The sequence below is a fragment of the Arthrobacter sp. QXT-31 genome (assembly GCF_001969265.1).
GTDB lineage: Bacteria > Actinomycetota > Actinomycetes > Actinomycetales > Micrococcaceae > Arthrobacter.
Genome location: NZ_CP019304.1, coordinates 4,689,031 through 4,702,326, shown reverse-complemented (window position 1 = coordinate 4,702,326; position 13,296 = coordinate 4,689,031). Strand labels below are relative to the sequence as shown.

The 13,296-nt window shown below is 61.0% G+C and carries 12 protein-coding genes and 1 pseudogene; 8 read left to right on the top strand and 5 right to left on the bottom strand.

Going from position 1 to position 13,296, the window contains the following annotated elements:
• Positions 1 to 258: 258 nt before the first annotated feature.
• Together BWQ92_RS21520 and BWQ92_RS21505 are read left to right on the top strand one after the other, a co-directional pair.
• Positions 259 to 549, top strand: coding sequence for a hypothetical protein (locus tag BWQ92_RS21520; RefSeq protein WP_076803084.1), 291 nt, complete (start codon positions 259 to 261; stop codon positions 547 to 549).
• Between the two features lie 1,156 nt (positions 550 to 1,705).
• The gene (locus BWQ92_RS21505) at positions 1,706 to 2,182 is read left to right on the top strand and encodes a hypothetical protein (protein WP_076803079.1); all 477 of its coding nucleotides are present in this window, start codon (positions 1,706 to 1,708) and stop codon (positions 2,180 to 2,182) included.
• A gap of 810 nt (positions 2,183 to 2,992) precedes the next feature.
• Here the strand turns inward: BWQ92_RS21505 and BWQ92_RS23270 are convergent.
• The 4 genes and pseudogenes from BWQ92_RS23270 to BWQ92_RS21480 form a co-directional block, all read right to left on the bottom strand.
• Positions 2,993 to 3,849 (bottom strand): annotated as a pseudogene (locus BWQ92_RS23270) (transposase).
• 113 nt (positions 3,850 to 3,962) lie between these two features.
• The gene (locus BWQ92_RS21490) at positions 3,963 to 4,697 is read right to left on the bottom strand and encodes a hypothetical protein (protein WP_076803073.1); all 735 of its coding nucleotides are present in this window, start codon (positions 4,695 to 4,697) and stop codon (positions 3,963 to 3,965) included.
• 344 nt (positions 4,698 to 5,041) lie between these two features.
• Positions 5,042 to 5,743 (bottom strand): hypothetical protein, encoded by a 702-nt coding sequence (locus BWQ92_RS21485; protein WP_076803071.1) that lies wholly within the window; start codon positions 5,741 to 5,743, stop codon positions 5,042 to 5,044.
• 177 nt (positions 5,744 to 5,920) lie between these two features.
• Complete coding sequence (locus BWQ92_RS21480) at positions 5,921 to 6,502, bottom strand: hypothetical protein (RefSeq protein ID WP_076803069.1); 582 nt, start codon at positions 6,500 to 6,502, stop codon at positions 5,921 to 5,923.
• Between the two features lie 453 nt (positions 6,503 to 6,955).
• Here BWQ92_RS21480 and istA point away from each other — a divergent pair, with 453 nt between their 5' ends.
• From istA to BWQ92_RS23895, 3 genes are all read left to right on the top strand, one after another.
• Positions 6,956 to 8,509, top strand: a complete 1,554-nt coding sequence (istA, locus tag BWQ92_RS21475; RefSeq protein WP_076797999.1) for an IS21 family transposase — start codon at positions 6,956 to 6,958, stop codon at positions 8,507 to 8,509.
• Positions 8,499 to 9,287 carry an ATP-binding protein gene (locus tag BWQ92_RS21470; RefSeq protein ID WP_076797998.1) on the top strand — a complete coding sequence of 263 codons (789 nt, stop codon included), beginning with the start codon at positions 8,499 to 8,501 and terminating at the stop codon, positions 9,285 to 9,287. Before istA ends, BWQ92_RS21470 begins: the two co-directional genes overlap by 11 nt.
• 461 nt (positions 9,288 to 9,748) lie before the next feature.
• Positions 9,749 to 10,099, top strand: a complete 351-nt coding sequence (locus tag BWQ92_RS23895) for a hypothetical protein (protein WP_076803067.1) — start codon at positions 9,749 to 9,751, stop codon at positions 10,097 to 10,099.
• 9 nt (positions 10,100 to 10,108) lie between these two features.
• Here the strand turns inward: BWQ92_RS23895 and BWQ92_RS21460 are convergent, their stop codons facing one another.
• On the bottom strand, positions 10,109 to 12,121 hold the full coding sequence (locus tag BWQ92_RS21460) for an FG-GAP-like repeat-containing protein (protein ID WP_172804324.1): 2,013 nt from the start codon (positions 12,119 to 12,121) through the stop codon (positions 10,109 to 10,111).
• Between the two features lie 194 nt (positions 12,122 to 12,315).
• Between BWQ92_RS21460 and BWQ92_RS23890 the strand changes: the two genes are divergently transcribed.
• The 3 genes from BWQ92_RS23890 to BWQ92_RS23700 all read left to right on the top strand — a co-directional run bounded on the left by BWQ92_RS23890 (position 12,316) and on the right by BWQ92_RS23700 (position 13,292).
• Positions 12,316 to 12,546 carry a hypothetical protein gene (locus tag BWQ92_RS23890; RefSeq protein WP_172804323.1) on the top strand — a complete coding sequence of 77 codons (231 nt, stop codon included), beginning with the start codon at positions 12,316 to 12,318 and terminating at the stop codon, positions 12,544 to 12,546.
• Positions 12,547 to 12,744: 198 nt separating this feature from the next.
• The gene (locus BWQ92_RS21455; RefSeq protein ID WP_076803063.1) at positions 12,745 to 13,005 is read left to right on the top strand and encodes a hypothetical protein; all 261 of its coding nucleotides are present in this window, start codon (positions 12,745 to 12,747) and stop codon (positions 13,003 to 13,005) included.
• A 125-nt stretch (positions 13,006 to 13,130) separates the two neighbouring features.
• Positions 13,131 to 13,292, top strand: a complete 162-nt coding sequence (locus BWQ92_RS23700) for a hypothetical protein (protein WP_157365225.1) — start codon at positions 13,131 to 13,133, stop codon at positions 13,290 to 13,292.
• The last annotated feature ends 4 nt before the right edge of the window (positions 13,293 to 13,296 follow it).

Below are 13,296 nucleotides of genomic sequence, written 5' to 3'. Positions count from 1 at the left end.
CCTGGTCCTACCGAACCACTAATCGGCTCAGTCGTGAGGAATTGCTTGGAGCGCTAACCGTGCAAGCGGATGTACTACGCAAGTCGCTTCGCGATGAATGGGACGACGACTAAGGAGAGATGCCTCCTCTGTTTAGGTGGCGCGGTTGCCAACTAAACAGAACCCTCTGCGGTGCGTGCGTCAAGAATTCAAGGACGTAGCCAAGGGGACGCTGACAATCAGGTTCCCAAGCATAGTCAAGGGCTATAGCCTCAGCTCATGAACGAGGCTAAGGGGCCCAGGAGGTTGCAGCCCAGGATGACCCGCGGCGGCTTTCGCTTCTTATTCGTCGCTTGGACGGTCACAGCTCTATTTCAGCTGGTAGTGCTGATCCTCTTTTGGGTGGCAGGGAAACCGTGGGAATTGGCCAGCTATCTTTGGCTCGCCACGATTCTTGTCGCTTTGGGCGGCCTCGCATTTCTGCTCTATGCACGCCGTAATGACAGGCCCTTCTGGGACGAAGAAGAAGCCCGCAGAGCTGAGTGGAACCGGCGGGGACGGGCACTTTAGCGGCCGGCGAATCTGCCGCGACCAACGGTCCATCTCCTGTTCCGATGCTCGTGTCCGGCGATTCAAGCACCCTAGACGAACGACGAGCGGGACACCGGGTGTTCTGTACACGGCTGACAATTCGATGTCCCTGTATCGTGGGCAAGCACACCCGCAATGAGAGGAACTAATGGCCGATTTGTTCTTTTACCTTGGAATCCTGCTGGCTGTGGGTGTCGTGGCCGTCCTCGGGGTCGCTCTTCGACAATTGGTCCGGGAAAAGAAGTCGATGTCGCGGGGACACTACTCACTTCTCATCGCACTGTGTGTGGCTGACATTGCCTCGTTCTTCATGTACGCATGGCTACAGTAGCAGCCGCCGCCCTGATGCCTGAGCGATCAATTTCGGTTGTCGGTGAAAATGTCACTGGGAAGTAACCCTGAAGCACACGTTTGAGGAACCTCTACCGGACCTTTCAACGGTGGGCCTGCCCGCGCTTTCCACGTCCACCGTTCGCGTGCAGTACGCGGGCCATCAACGCAACCACAAGCGCCACAACGCCAGACAGGATCAATGGCCATGCGAGCCAATCGTGGTAGACGAATGAATCCTCGACGGCAACTACATGGGCAACAGCGTTGCTGACAACCGCCGAGGGGTAGAGCGACAGGACTGCGGGTACCCCGTATGCGACGAGGGCCCGGATCCATGTCGCCCCGGACCAACGCAGGGTAAGCCATAGAGCTAAGAGAGCTGTGCCGGACCAGAGGACCAAAGCCACCACATTGCCGAAGTTGGACTCAATTTGGAAAGACGCATACGCGTCCCCAACACCCATCCCCGTGTTTGTCGAAGCAATCAGGAAGTTGGAAACGAACCCGATAAGCCAGGCCACTGCAGCCGCTGACCACACCATCCGCGAACCTGCGCGGCCGGAGGAAGTGGGCTCTCTCAGAACGCTATCGGTGGTCACCTTCCTCAATATAGTCAGGCGCGAGCGTCTATCGCAGGAACCGCTACCGGCACAGGCTACTAGGTCTAGTCCATCTTTCCTCGGCGGATCCTTCACCGGACGCTTCGGTCACCGTGCGACTTTGAACGCGTCAACCAAACCCGGCAGTCCCCTCCAATATCGTCGTAACGTTGTGCCCTTAGCTTTGGAAAGGAGTGGGTGTTGTGAAGGTAGACGAGGTGACCTTGGGGTGTTACCCGCGTGATGACGTCTCATGGGTGAAAGATGGCAAGGTTCGGGAAGGTCGCGCGACGATATTGGTCCCCCAAGCTGACGGAACTCTGAAGCCCGCTGGCGAAATTACCTTGGGCGACTTAGGTGTTCTGCATCCTGATGTGGAAGTCGGTGGCGAATTCGTCATTGAGCTACGCGCCCGCTTCGAGTCGGAAATATTCGACCGCCGGGTGACCTTCATCGCCAGTGGTGACGAGAACAGCGACGTCTTCGTATCGGCAGTCGGACCCGGCGCGCACGCTGAACCGAAGGCCGGCCTATTTAAGCGATCGCGGTATTCAGGCTTCGAGTTTGGTGTGCTGGTAATGGGCGCCACGACTGAGCAGGGTACCCGCATCAGTGGCACGTTAGGCCCCCTCGTCGAGCATGGACCCGGCGATGGCGTAGCAGCCGCTTCTGCTATCTAGCAGCGGCAGTAGACTTTTGCGCTGTCTCCCATCATGCGTAAATTTGACCGCTACATGGCGGGGCTTTGTGATCGCTCGGTGCGCATAAGTACCGAAGGCCGATCCCTCAGCGGCCGGCGGGCCGTTGCACAGTCCAGCCGTCGTGCGTGCCTAGGGTTTCGAGGCAGTCTGTGCCTTCGTGAATAGGAGTACCGAGCGAAAGTGAACTTTGTGCATAGGAGTATTGGGTAGCTAGTGGTCACAAGCCCTCTGCACAAACCCTGAAAATCAGGGGAAGCTACGGAGTTGGTCTTGATAGCGGAAGCCTGGTCTTCTGATCCAGTCAGGAGCGGGCAACGCCTGAACGACGCGCTCGAGGCTGCCTCAGAGGTTCAGCTCGAAGCCTTCCCGTCGTCGTCGTAGTGCCTCATATCGTTAGCGTTTTGAGGCACAGAGGCTTTGAGACACGGAAAGGATCGTGAAACGCAGCTCGCTCGCTCCACGCAGTCGGCGGTCGTTATCACGTTGAGTTGCCGTGTCCGACTGTGCGCGCGTGTTCTGTAATGAATGGCAGACAAGGGCGCAGCTTAATGAGAACCAGGAAACTGCGCCCTTCCTTCATTCACGGGGCAGTATCAGACCGCCCAGCCTAGGAGACTGCTGAACTAAGTGCTTCAAAGGGCTGGTCCTGGGCGATTGTATGTCTAGGGCCGGCCCTTCTTTTGTGGGTTGGGCTTCTGGGATCGAAGCGTTGTGCGGCCGTTCCGGGCTTTAGTGCCTGTTGGCCGGGTACTGGGTCGTGTCTTGGCTGGCTGTTACCGGCTTCCGGGTTCAAGCGATGGCCCAGGAGCCCTGTTCGGTTGTGAGTCCGAGCTTCAGGAGGCGTTTGAGGTTTAGCCCGGCGATTCGTAGGTGGAGCCAGGCGTTGTTGCGGCTGACTCCGCGGTGGGGAACGCGGCGGTTGCCTCGGGTGAGCCAGGCGATGGATCTCTCGACCATGGGCCGGTGGGTGCGGTAGTCGTCTTGGAATGCCGGGTTCTTGGCGCGTTGGCGGTGTTCTCGCTGCAGCGCGTCGTGTTCGTGCAGTTCCACTTTGCGTCCCTGTGGTGAGGCAGTGCACCGGGCCCGGAGGGGGCAGGCGGTGCAGGCGGCACCGAACGTGACCCGTCGCTTGGGGGTGATCCTGCGCGTGAGCCCGTTCGGGCAGGTCATGGTCCCTGCTGCCTCATCGACGGTGAAGTCATCGAGGCTGAATCCGCCCTCAACGGTGGGGCGCAGTGGCCAGGGCTTGATCACCGGGGTATGACCGGTGGACGCGAGGGCGGCGAGCATGTTCCCCGTGCCGTAGGCCGAGTCAGCCAAGACCTGAACGGTCGTGCCGGCGATCGTCGAGTCCTTCGTGATCAGCCGGGCGCCGACGGCCCCGTCGCTGTTTACGTCAACGCCTCAGCGGTCTCCCGATCAGAAAGGCCCTGCAAAGCCTGCAACACCAGAACCGAGCCGATCACCGGCGCCGGAACCGAAGGACGCCCCCGCCGCGACGGGAACAGGTCCTCCATCATCGAATCCGGAAACAACCGCCCCCGATGCTTGGCCAGAAACGCGAAAACGCTGCCCGGAGCCAACAACTCCCCGGCCAGCGCCTCCACATCCAAATACCCACGCTGCGCATCCTCGCGACCCTGCATAAGACCAGTCTTAACCAACAGACCCACGAATCCAGCCGACGCGCCCCACAACCGCCGATTAGTTCAGCAGTCTCCTAGCCGGACCCGGCTGTCCTTATCCGGTCGGGGCATCGTCATCCTGCGGCGAGGGCTGCGTTGACGAGTTTCGCGAGTTCGGGTGCGTCGGCCGCGGTGACTGCACCGACGGGGCCGTTCTTCATAACGGTGACCGCCAGGTTCCCCTTGACTCCGAAGACGGTGAGATTGCAGACCTGTTTCTGCCCTTCGGGGGTGGTCTGGATGGTCAGTGCACCCATTGACTTAGCAGCCTGAACCGCGACGTTCACCGGTTTCAATTCGTTGGTGATCTTCTTCCCCTTCAACTCGACAGTGTAGGTCGAGCAGTCATTCAGCGCCGCTGCGCTCTTCTCGAATTGGGCTGTCATCACTGAAGGGTCTTTGACCGCGAACACCGTCATGACCGTCGCCGTTTGGGCCTTCCCCGCCAGGCTCGCCCCGGCAGCGTAGGTGCTGCCCTCGGGAACTTGGGTGTTGTTATCAAACAGCACCCCGCAGGCCTCGGGCGTTATGACGGCGGTTTTGAGCATTTCCCGGGCTGCTATCAACCCCTGGTCGATCTGGGCGGCCGGGACCACGGTCAGGGCATTTCCCTGGGCATCTTTAAGGCCGGCGACAATTGCGTTGAGGTCCTCGTTGCTGTAAGCCTTGGCCGGCGCTGAGGCGGCCGACGTGGATGAGGACGCGGCCTCGGGCGGCGGGGTCGTGCTTGTTTGGTCGGAGCCGCCGCAGCCTGTGAGAGTAAGAACTGCTGCGATGGTGAGGGCGGCTGAAGTGTTGCTACTTTTCATGGCTGGATCCCGTTCAGCTGTGCCGGCCTGCCCGCGGGTTTTCGCGGGCTCGTTCCGGAAACTGAGCCGCCAGGCCGCGAGCTGGCGGGCGCAGCATCGCGCACGCCGACGATGTTCGGATCGTTCAGGGCCGGCCTGCGGGGACCGTGTCCTGGTGTGGTGATCCCTCTTTTCACCGCTGGCTGGCGCGATTGCTCAGAGCCTACGACGTCAGCCCCGCCAGCACCAGAGCAAGAGGCCGCTGACCTCCTTGGCCGCCACTGGAGTGCCCAAGGAACCTGCTCCTACGGACGCTTCGTCGTCGCTCAAGTTTGCAGTAGTGGTCCCCGTATTTGGGCTGAGAATCAGACCGGCTGACGATAGGGCAGGAAGCGCAGGTTGTTGGTACGGCGTGTGCGGACTGCATCTCGGTGGGGGCCGCTGACAATGCCGCCGTCGATGTCGAGGAGTTGACTGCTGCGTCGGGTGATATGGATGGTTCCTCCCCGGATTATCAGGTGCTCTAGCACTGTCTGCGCCTCGTTAACTCCGTCATCTTCGTAGTCCCCGCCAAAGGTCCACCATCCGAAGTCGGGTCCGTTGATGACGACAACGTAGCCGCTGGTGATGAGGACGTCGAATGGCAGTGTGCCGTGATGATGAGGCGTGACAGTGGCGGTCCGGTCGAACTCAGCTCGCTCGGTTGAGACGGTGACGTCACCGTCGTCTCCCACTAGGGCGATGAGCCGGGCAAGGAGAACGTCACTTGAACCCGGAGCGAGCATCTGCCGCGCGTGGTACTTCTCAAGCAGCGCCATTGCTTTCTCGAGGTCAGCGTTCCAATCAAGTTCCCACCGCTGGTGGCCGTGCCGCGAGTACGGACCAGGCTCGACCTCAACGACGAGCCATTGCTCACCAATCATGGACAGCTGGCCAACTCTAAACGTTGGAAGCCGATAGCTATCGGGAGCGATCAGTTTTTCCTCAACCGCATTGCCGAAAAGCTGCCGTGCACGGGTCACCAAGCCGTCAAAAGCTGCATGGTGAGACTCGGGGATCGGAGGCACATGACTATTCTTGCCGACCGCGACATGAGTGTGTCCCAATCTGAGAATCCTCTTTGCTACGTGGCCCGTTCCCGGAGGACGACTTGTGCACAGCGAACCATCGCATTGAAACTACCCATTCCTTCATCTTCCCGTGAGCCGAATCGTCTGCCACGACGACAGGTCCCCCCGCATGCTCTAGCCCGACGGATCGGTTGCACCCCGTCCCGCATGGACCTGGTCCAAAGCCCTCAGCAGGCCGTCGGCGTCTGGAACGTCAAAAAAAGCGACACTCTGACCCAGGCCCAGGCTGAAGAAGTCCAACCCCGTGTTCTGGTACGTGCCGAACATGCCCATGGCGCCCTGATGCCCGAAAGTCACGCTCACATGCCGGCCATCCTTGGACCTGTCCACCTTGGTTGGCATAGCCCTGACGGGAGTATCAGCGACTGACCTGTTGCCTGTGCAAACGATTGCCCGGCTGTCTGTCAGTCCATACGCTGTGGCGGCCTTTCGCCGTTTTTTGACAATAAAACGGCCGAAAATGAAGTAGAGGCCCACCAGGACAAATGGAACTCCCCAAATAACGAACAAAGGTGACTCGGATCTGGTGATGACCATGATTTCCCAAACGACGGCAAATCCACCCCAGAGAATACTGAAAGGCACGAGAAACGCATCAGCGCCTGTAAAACGAACCCTGGGGTCGGGTTGACCAACCCAGAGGAGCCGTTCGCCCTGGCGAAGGAGTGGCAGAATCCGGCTTCTGGGATCATCCATGCTGAAGTGTTACACAGCCAGTTCCTGCCTGAACAGGGCAAACCCTCGGTGTGGTGTCGGCAGCGCCCGAGAAAGGTGGAGCCTGGCCGGACCGGGCGCCGGATGGGCACGGTTTGCTGGCCCTCAAGTTCAACATTTGAAATTGGAATCATCTAAGCCGCGGGGCCAGCTGAGTCATCAACCGAACCCGGCCCCGGACAGATTGGGCTCATCTGTAAGCGGCAACTTTAAACTGACCGGAGACGGCAAATTTGATTGACCGTTCGCGGCAGTGGTTTTGACCAGTGGCGGCAAGCATTTTTGGACAGTAGCGGGCCACCCGTGGGTGGCTGGGCGTGCTGGGATTCCTCTTGTCCATCCCTCGTGTCGTTACGGGGAGAGCCCCTTCCTTCCGCGGTGAAATGGCGATGCCAATCGTGTATTTCACCCGTTGCGGGAAGGAGGGGGCTCGTTGTGAAGTCTCCAGGAGAGTTCATGGAAATATTAGCTGCTTACGATCTGACCCGGTCATACCGGGATGCCGCGAAAATCTGCGGCGTCTCACACAACACGGTGCGCTCTTACGTGAAAGCCCGTCAGGAAGGCGCGCAGGCGCCGGTGGCCCGGCAACGCGGCCGGATGACCGACCCGTTCCTGCCTCAGATGATCTCTTGGGTTGAGCAGTCCCGCGGAAAGATCCGCGGGGATGTCGTGCATGAGAAGCTCCGGGCTTTGGGGTTCACCGGGTGTGAGCGGACGACCAGGACCACTCTTGCTGAGTTGAAGGCGAAATACCGGGCCCGGAGCGTGCGGGTGCACCGGCCGTGGACGCCGGAGCCGGGTCTCTGGCTCGAGTATGACTACGGCGACGGGCCCGTCGTTGGTGGTGTGAAGACGGTTTTGTTCGTGGCCTGGCTGGCCTTCTCACGGTTCCGGGTCGTGATCGCGTTGCGGGATAAGACCATGCCGAGTGTGTTCGCCGCCCTCGACCGGACCTTCCGCCTGATCGGCGGGGTTCCGACCTACATTTTGACCGATAACGAGAAGACCGTCACGGTCGAGCACGTCGCCGGGATCCCTGTCCGCAACCACCAGATCGTGGCGTTCACCAGGCATTACTCGACGTCGTTGCAGACCTGCCTGCCGGCAGACCCTGCCTCCAAGGGCGGGGTGGAGAATGCGGTCAAGATCGCCAAGGCCGATCTCGTCCCCAAAGACACCAACCTGCTGCCCGAATACCGGTCGTTCGGCGAGCTGGAGGCTGCATGTGAGGCATTCATGGAGGAGGTGAACTCGCGGGTGCACCGGGCCACGTTGGAGATCCCGAAGGACATGCTGCAGGTGATCGAAGGCCCCAGGTTGCATCCGGTCCCGGCGACCCCGGTGACCGCGAGTTTCGGCCAGACCCGTCAGGTTCCGCCGAACACGCCCATGATCACCTTCGCCCAGTCCCGGTATTCGGTCCCGCACACCCTGATGGGGCAGATGGTGTGGGTGCGCGGCACCGACACCGAAGTGATCATCGTCCACGTAGATGCGACCGGACCGGTCGAGGTCGCACGCCACAAGCTCACCCGTCCCGGAACCCCCGCGATTATCGACGACCACTTCCCGCCCGCCCCCGCCGGCGCCCTGGAGCGGGTGATCCGCCCGACGAACACTGCCGAGGAAGAATTCCTGGCCCTCGGCGCCGGCGCCGCGCTTTGGCTCAAGGAAGCCGCCGCCGCCGGAACCCAGAAGATCAGGCACAAAATGGAACGCGCCGTCACCCTGGCCAAGGTCCTCGGCGCCGACGAGGTCGACAAAGGCCTCGGCGCGGCAGCAGTGCATCAGCGCTTCACCCACGAGGACCTGCTCTCCATCGTCAACACCGGCAGCGCGGCAGGCCACACAACCAGCACCACCCACACCGTCACAGACCAGGACCGGTGGTTGAGCCAGGGCACCAGCGCATGGGCCAGCTTCGGCACCACACCCATCGCCGCCACCAGTGACGAAGACCTTGAAGGAGCCATCGATGAGCACTAACACCATGACCCCGCCCCTGGCCGACACGTCCGTAGAGAACGTGATCGCGCTGATGCGCACCACCCGGATGCCGCACGCCCGCGCTGTCGTCGCCGACGTCCTGGCCACCGCGAAAGCCCAACGCTGGGACCCCACCGAAGTCGTGCGCGTCCTGCTCGAAGCCGAAGCCACCGGCCGGAACGCCTCGATGCTCGCCACCCGCCGCAAACGCGCCGGCTTCCCCACCGGGAAGACCTTCGACGTCTGGGACGAAGCCCTCTCCACCCTCCCGCCGGCAACAACATCGTTTCTGCGGACCCTGGAATGGGTCCGGCGGCGTGAAAACCTGATTGCCTGCGGGCCCTCCGGCACCGGCAAGACCCTGCTCCTGGAAGCGCTCGGCCAGCAAGCCATCGACCAAGGCATGTCCGTGTCCTGGCTCAGCATGGAAGACCTCGGCGCCCTTGTCCGCCGGCACCGCATCGATGACAGCGTCAACAAAGCCATCACCCGGGCCACCAACGTCGACCTGATCTGCATTGACGACATAGGCCTCTTGCCGGTTTCTGCCGACGCCGCCGAGGGCTTCTACCGCGTCGTCGAGGCCTCCTACGAGAAACGCTCCCTGGCGATCAGCTCGAACATCCACCCCTCCGGATTCGACGAGCTCATGCCCAAAACCATCGCCACCGCAACCGTGGACCGGCTCATGCACCACGCCCACCTCTGCCAAACCAGCGGCGAGTCCGTCCGGCTCATGCAAGCCCAAAACGGGAAAGGAACCCGCCCCATGAACTAACCCAAAACCGGTCAGGCGCCCCCACCAACCCGGCACGCCCGGGGCACCTGACGCTGTCCAAAAATACTTGCCGCCACCGGTCAATCACCTGCCGCCAACGGGCAAACCAACATGCCGCCACCGGTCATTTCTAGGCTGCCGTTGACACTCATCCAGGGATGAGTCATTTGAGAGCCGTTTGCCGGGGGAGACAGGGAGGGGATAGCCGCGGCACGGAGACGGTCGGAGAATAGCGCCATGGGCGGATCTATGTATGCTCGCAGGGCCGGTACCTCCGGTGATCTTTCCCTGCCGGGGCGGATTTCGGCCGAGCTCGAAGCCTATGCCGCCCGTACAGGCACGGAGGGGATCGAGTCGAACAGTGTGTCCGGCCTAAGCGGGCTGCGGCCGGCCAGGCGGTCATCGCCCACTTTGTCATAGCATCAGGACCCGCTTCTGGCGCCGAAGTATCCGAGTGCCTGGTGACGTTCAAGCCCGCACGCCCCGGCCCTTATCATGCCGCATTCCTCATCACGGCTTTAGCTGATGAATTGACCGATTTCGCCGGAACACGGGTACTTTCAGGCTTTGCCGACGTCGCCAGGTCCATCGCCTTGGTCCAGGGCAGCTCCTATAACCTGCGGGTCGACGGTCGTCCCGCTCTCGGCTGGGCACTGCTCGCGAGGGGTGCGACGGGAATAGCTGTTGATCACCGTGACCGCGTTTTGATGTGGCTTGGGGCGGAGGACCGGGACGTCCTTCCCGCAACGATCTATACCAGTGTCGGGGGCAGGTTTGTGATGAGCGGTCGCATCATTTCGAAAGCTGGGTAAGCCTCGCGGCTAGAAGATGCTGGTGAAGTTTTGCCAGCCTGAGCCGATTTTCACCCGGGGTTTCCAGCCGCCTGTCCCGTTTCCCGGATACAGGTAGAGGGCCCCGTACTTGTCGCGGGCCATGACGTCGGCCTTCCCGTCGCAGTTGAAGTCGCCCGCGGCGCTGATGCTGGTGAAGTTTTGCCAGCCTGAGCCGATTTTCACCCGGGGTTTCCAGCCGCCTGTCCCGTTACCGGGGTACAGGTAGAGGGCCCCGTACTTGTCCCGGGCCATGACGTCGGCCTTCCCGTCGCCGCTGAAATCCCCTGGACCGAGGATGGTGGTGAAGTTCTGCCAGCCTGAGCCGATCTTTACCCGGGGCTTGAAGCCGCCTGTCCCGTTACCGGGGTACAGGTAGAGGGCCCCGTACTTGTCCCGGGCCATGACATCGGGTTCGATATCGCCGTTGAAGTCGTCAGGGGAGATGATGGTGAATCCGTTCCAGCCGGTTCCGACGAACGAGCCGGATGGCCCGTCGGACATCCACAACTTTCCCCAGACGTCCTGGGCGAGATAGTCAGGGATGTCGTCACCGTTGAAGTCGCCCGGTCTGATGAGGCCGAGGTAGCCTTCGTGTCCGTTTTGAAGCTGGTAACGGGGTTTCCATCCGCCGGTCCCGTTGCCAGGGTAAACCCACAGAACACCGGCTTTGTCACGCGCCAGGATGTCCGATTTATCGTCGCCGGTGAAGTCCATGAAAGCCCGGGCGTCGAAGGTCGGTGCTATCGGCCTGGATATGGCCGTCGTACTGTCGTAATAGTGGGCACGGTGGTATCGGGCGCGCACCGAAATCCTATGTCCTCGATCATCCCGGGTGACCATATACGTCGGGTCGGCACTCCAGCCGGTGAGCCTCTCGTCGTCCCGGTACCACTCGTACATGACGGTCTCAGCGGCAGGACTGGGGGTCCCAGGAACGGCGGTGACGACTTCACCGGGTAGGGCCGTGCCTTTGACAGTCGGGGCGGTGACTCCTGTGAACTTGCCCCAGACGTATGGTCGCAGGTTGGATGCGACGCCCCTTTCCCGGCCCTTGTAATGAGCAGCGACTGGTGTGACGCCGACATTAATGGTCTTGCCGATGTACTCCGGGGCAGCGATGTACGTCGACCCTGTCGCGCCGGGAATCGCTTCGGTCATCCAGTCGCCCGCATACCACTGGTACGCATAGGTCAGGTCAGCTGGCGCGGTACCGGTGACCGGCGGGGCGGAGGCCTGCAGCACGGTGCCGGTGGGAACGTTGTTGGAGGGTGCTGTGCGGTTCCAGGTGATAGTTGGATCTGATGCCAGTTCCAGGTGTCCGCGGAAACCTGCACCATGTGATTCTGTTCGGCTCCAAGTCAGGTATTCCGGCGCTGATAGGGTAACCGTGCTGGTGAGTTCTGCCCCCAAATCCTCCTCGGTGACGGTGTACGACGCTGAAACCGCTCCCGGGATCGGAAGTCCGTTCCGCGACCACACGTAAGATCGCTCCGGCCCGGAGGCAAGAGCAGGTTGTGGAATCATTTGGCTAAGGCTGGCGGAAATGGCTCGACCCAACACGGGTTCCGCAGCGTAACCCCTTGAAGCGTAGAAGGATCCACGGACGGGAGGTGTTTCCTCAGACACGTATACGACCGGATCAGCGCCGAACTCCTTCATCGTCATACGAACCGAGATACGGCGCCCGAAATGCGACTCCGACACTATTGTTGAAGCGCCGGCGTGGGCGTAGAACCGGCCGTCCACCAGCCATTCGTAGCTGATCCTCTCCCAGTGCGTGCTCCAGTCAACGTCCGCGACGAGCTTCAGGGTCCGTCCGACCACAGCCTCGCCCTCGAACCTCATCGACGGCGCTGCGGAGGTCTCGTTGACCGCCGGAGCGTTTGCGGTGGTGGCGGCGGCAGGAGCCGTCGGCGAGAAGAAAATTAGCGTCGTCAAAACGGTGCAAAAAGCAGCGATTACCTGCCGTGAGCGTCCGGGCAGGATAGAAGAATTATTCACTGTGCGTGTCCCCTGGTCAGCGTGGGACCGATCAGCAGTCGCACGTTCTACTGCAGAAGATATAGCACGCAGTAGCCAACTACCAGTGCACCCACGACCGCGGATGTCCGCGGACGTCCGCGGTCGTTTAGCAGACGATCGGCACCTCCACCCGAACCATAGATTGTCGACGTGAAGGGCCATATGCTTTGGGCATGTTGGGACGCTTTTCGAACTTGCCATCCTGGTGGTTCCTTGTGCTGATGGCGATTTCCGGGATTACCGGCTGGGCCCTGCTGTCCAGCGTGCTTCATGGAGGAGGGCCGCTCAACGTAGTAATTTACTGGCTGACATTTGTTCTGGCGGTACTGGCCTTCGTGGTTTTCAGCATCTCTACTCGCATCTGGCACAAGAGGTATCGGGGGGAAACCAGTCGCCACAATTGACCGACAGGATACCGCAAGGAACCCGCATGGATTCGCGGTGAGCCCTTGTCTCTACCTTGGGGTGGTCGTGAATCCAAGCCGTCGTAGCAGTCTTGAATCACGTTTATATATACAGATGGTTCGGACCCACGCCAATTTGTCGATTATCACCACGTTGGCAGCAGGAACGGGGATTCCCTGGCACTTAGTATTTCCATCATGATCGCCTGGTGGAACAAGCATCCCATTCTGCTCACCATCCTCGTACTGGCCTTGGGATGGGGTTTTGTCTTGATGGTCCAGCTCGCCTTTGGGGACCCGTTTGATGAGGCGGCCGTGAGTGCTACGTTTTGGGCGATCAGCGTAGCGGCCGTTGGGTACGTCTTCGTAAGGAGACGGAAGAAGACCGAGGAGAGGCTGGCGGAAGCAGGGCAGGTGTTGATGTACCTCCGGTATCCTGAAGCCGCCCCGGATCATTGAGCGGAATCTGGAATATGGGCACTGCAACGCTTGCACCGGGATCCATTCATTTTCAGCCGTCGGTCTACGACACCCTCGAACCCTCCGGGCGTAGCACTGTCCTCACGGGGCTTGAGGTTACAACCGTGCCAAGGAGCCTCAACCGCCAGGACAAGAAACATGTGACGCAGTTCCTGTTCCAAGCCATGAGGTTGAGCTCTGACGCCGGCACCATCGAAATCGCCGCAAGTCCTGCCACGCTGGAAAAGGTCCGGGAAGCGGTATCCGCTCCGCCAGCCGAGAACTAGACCT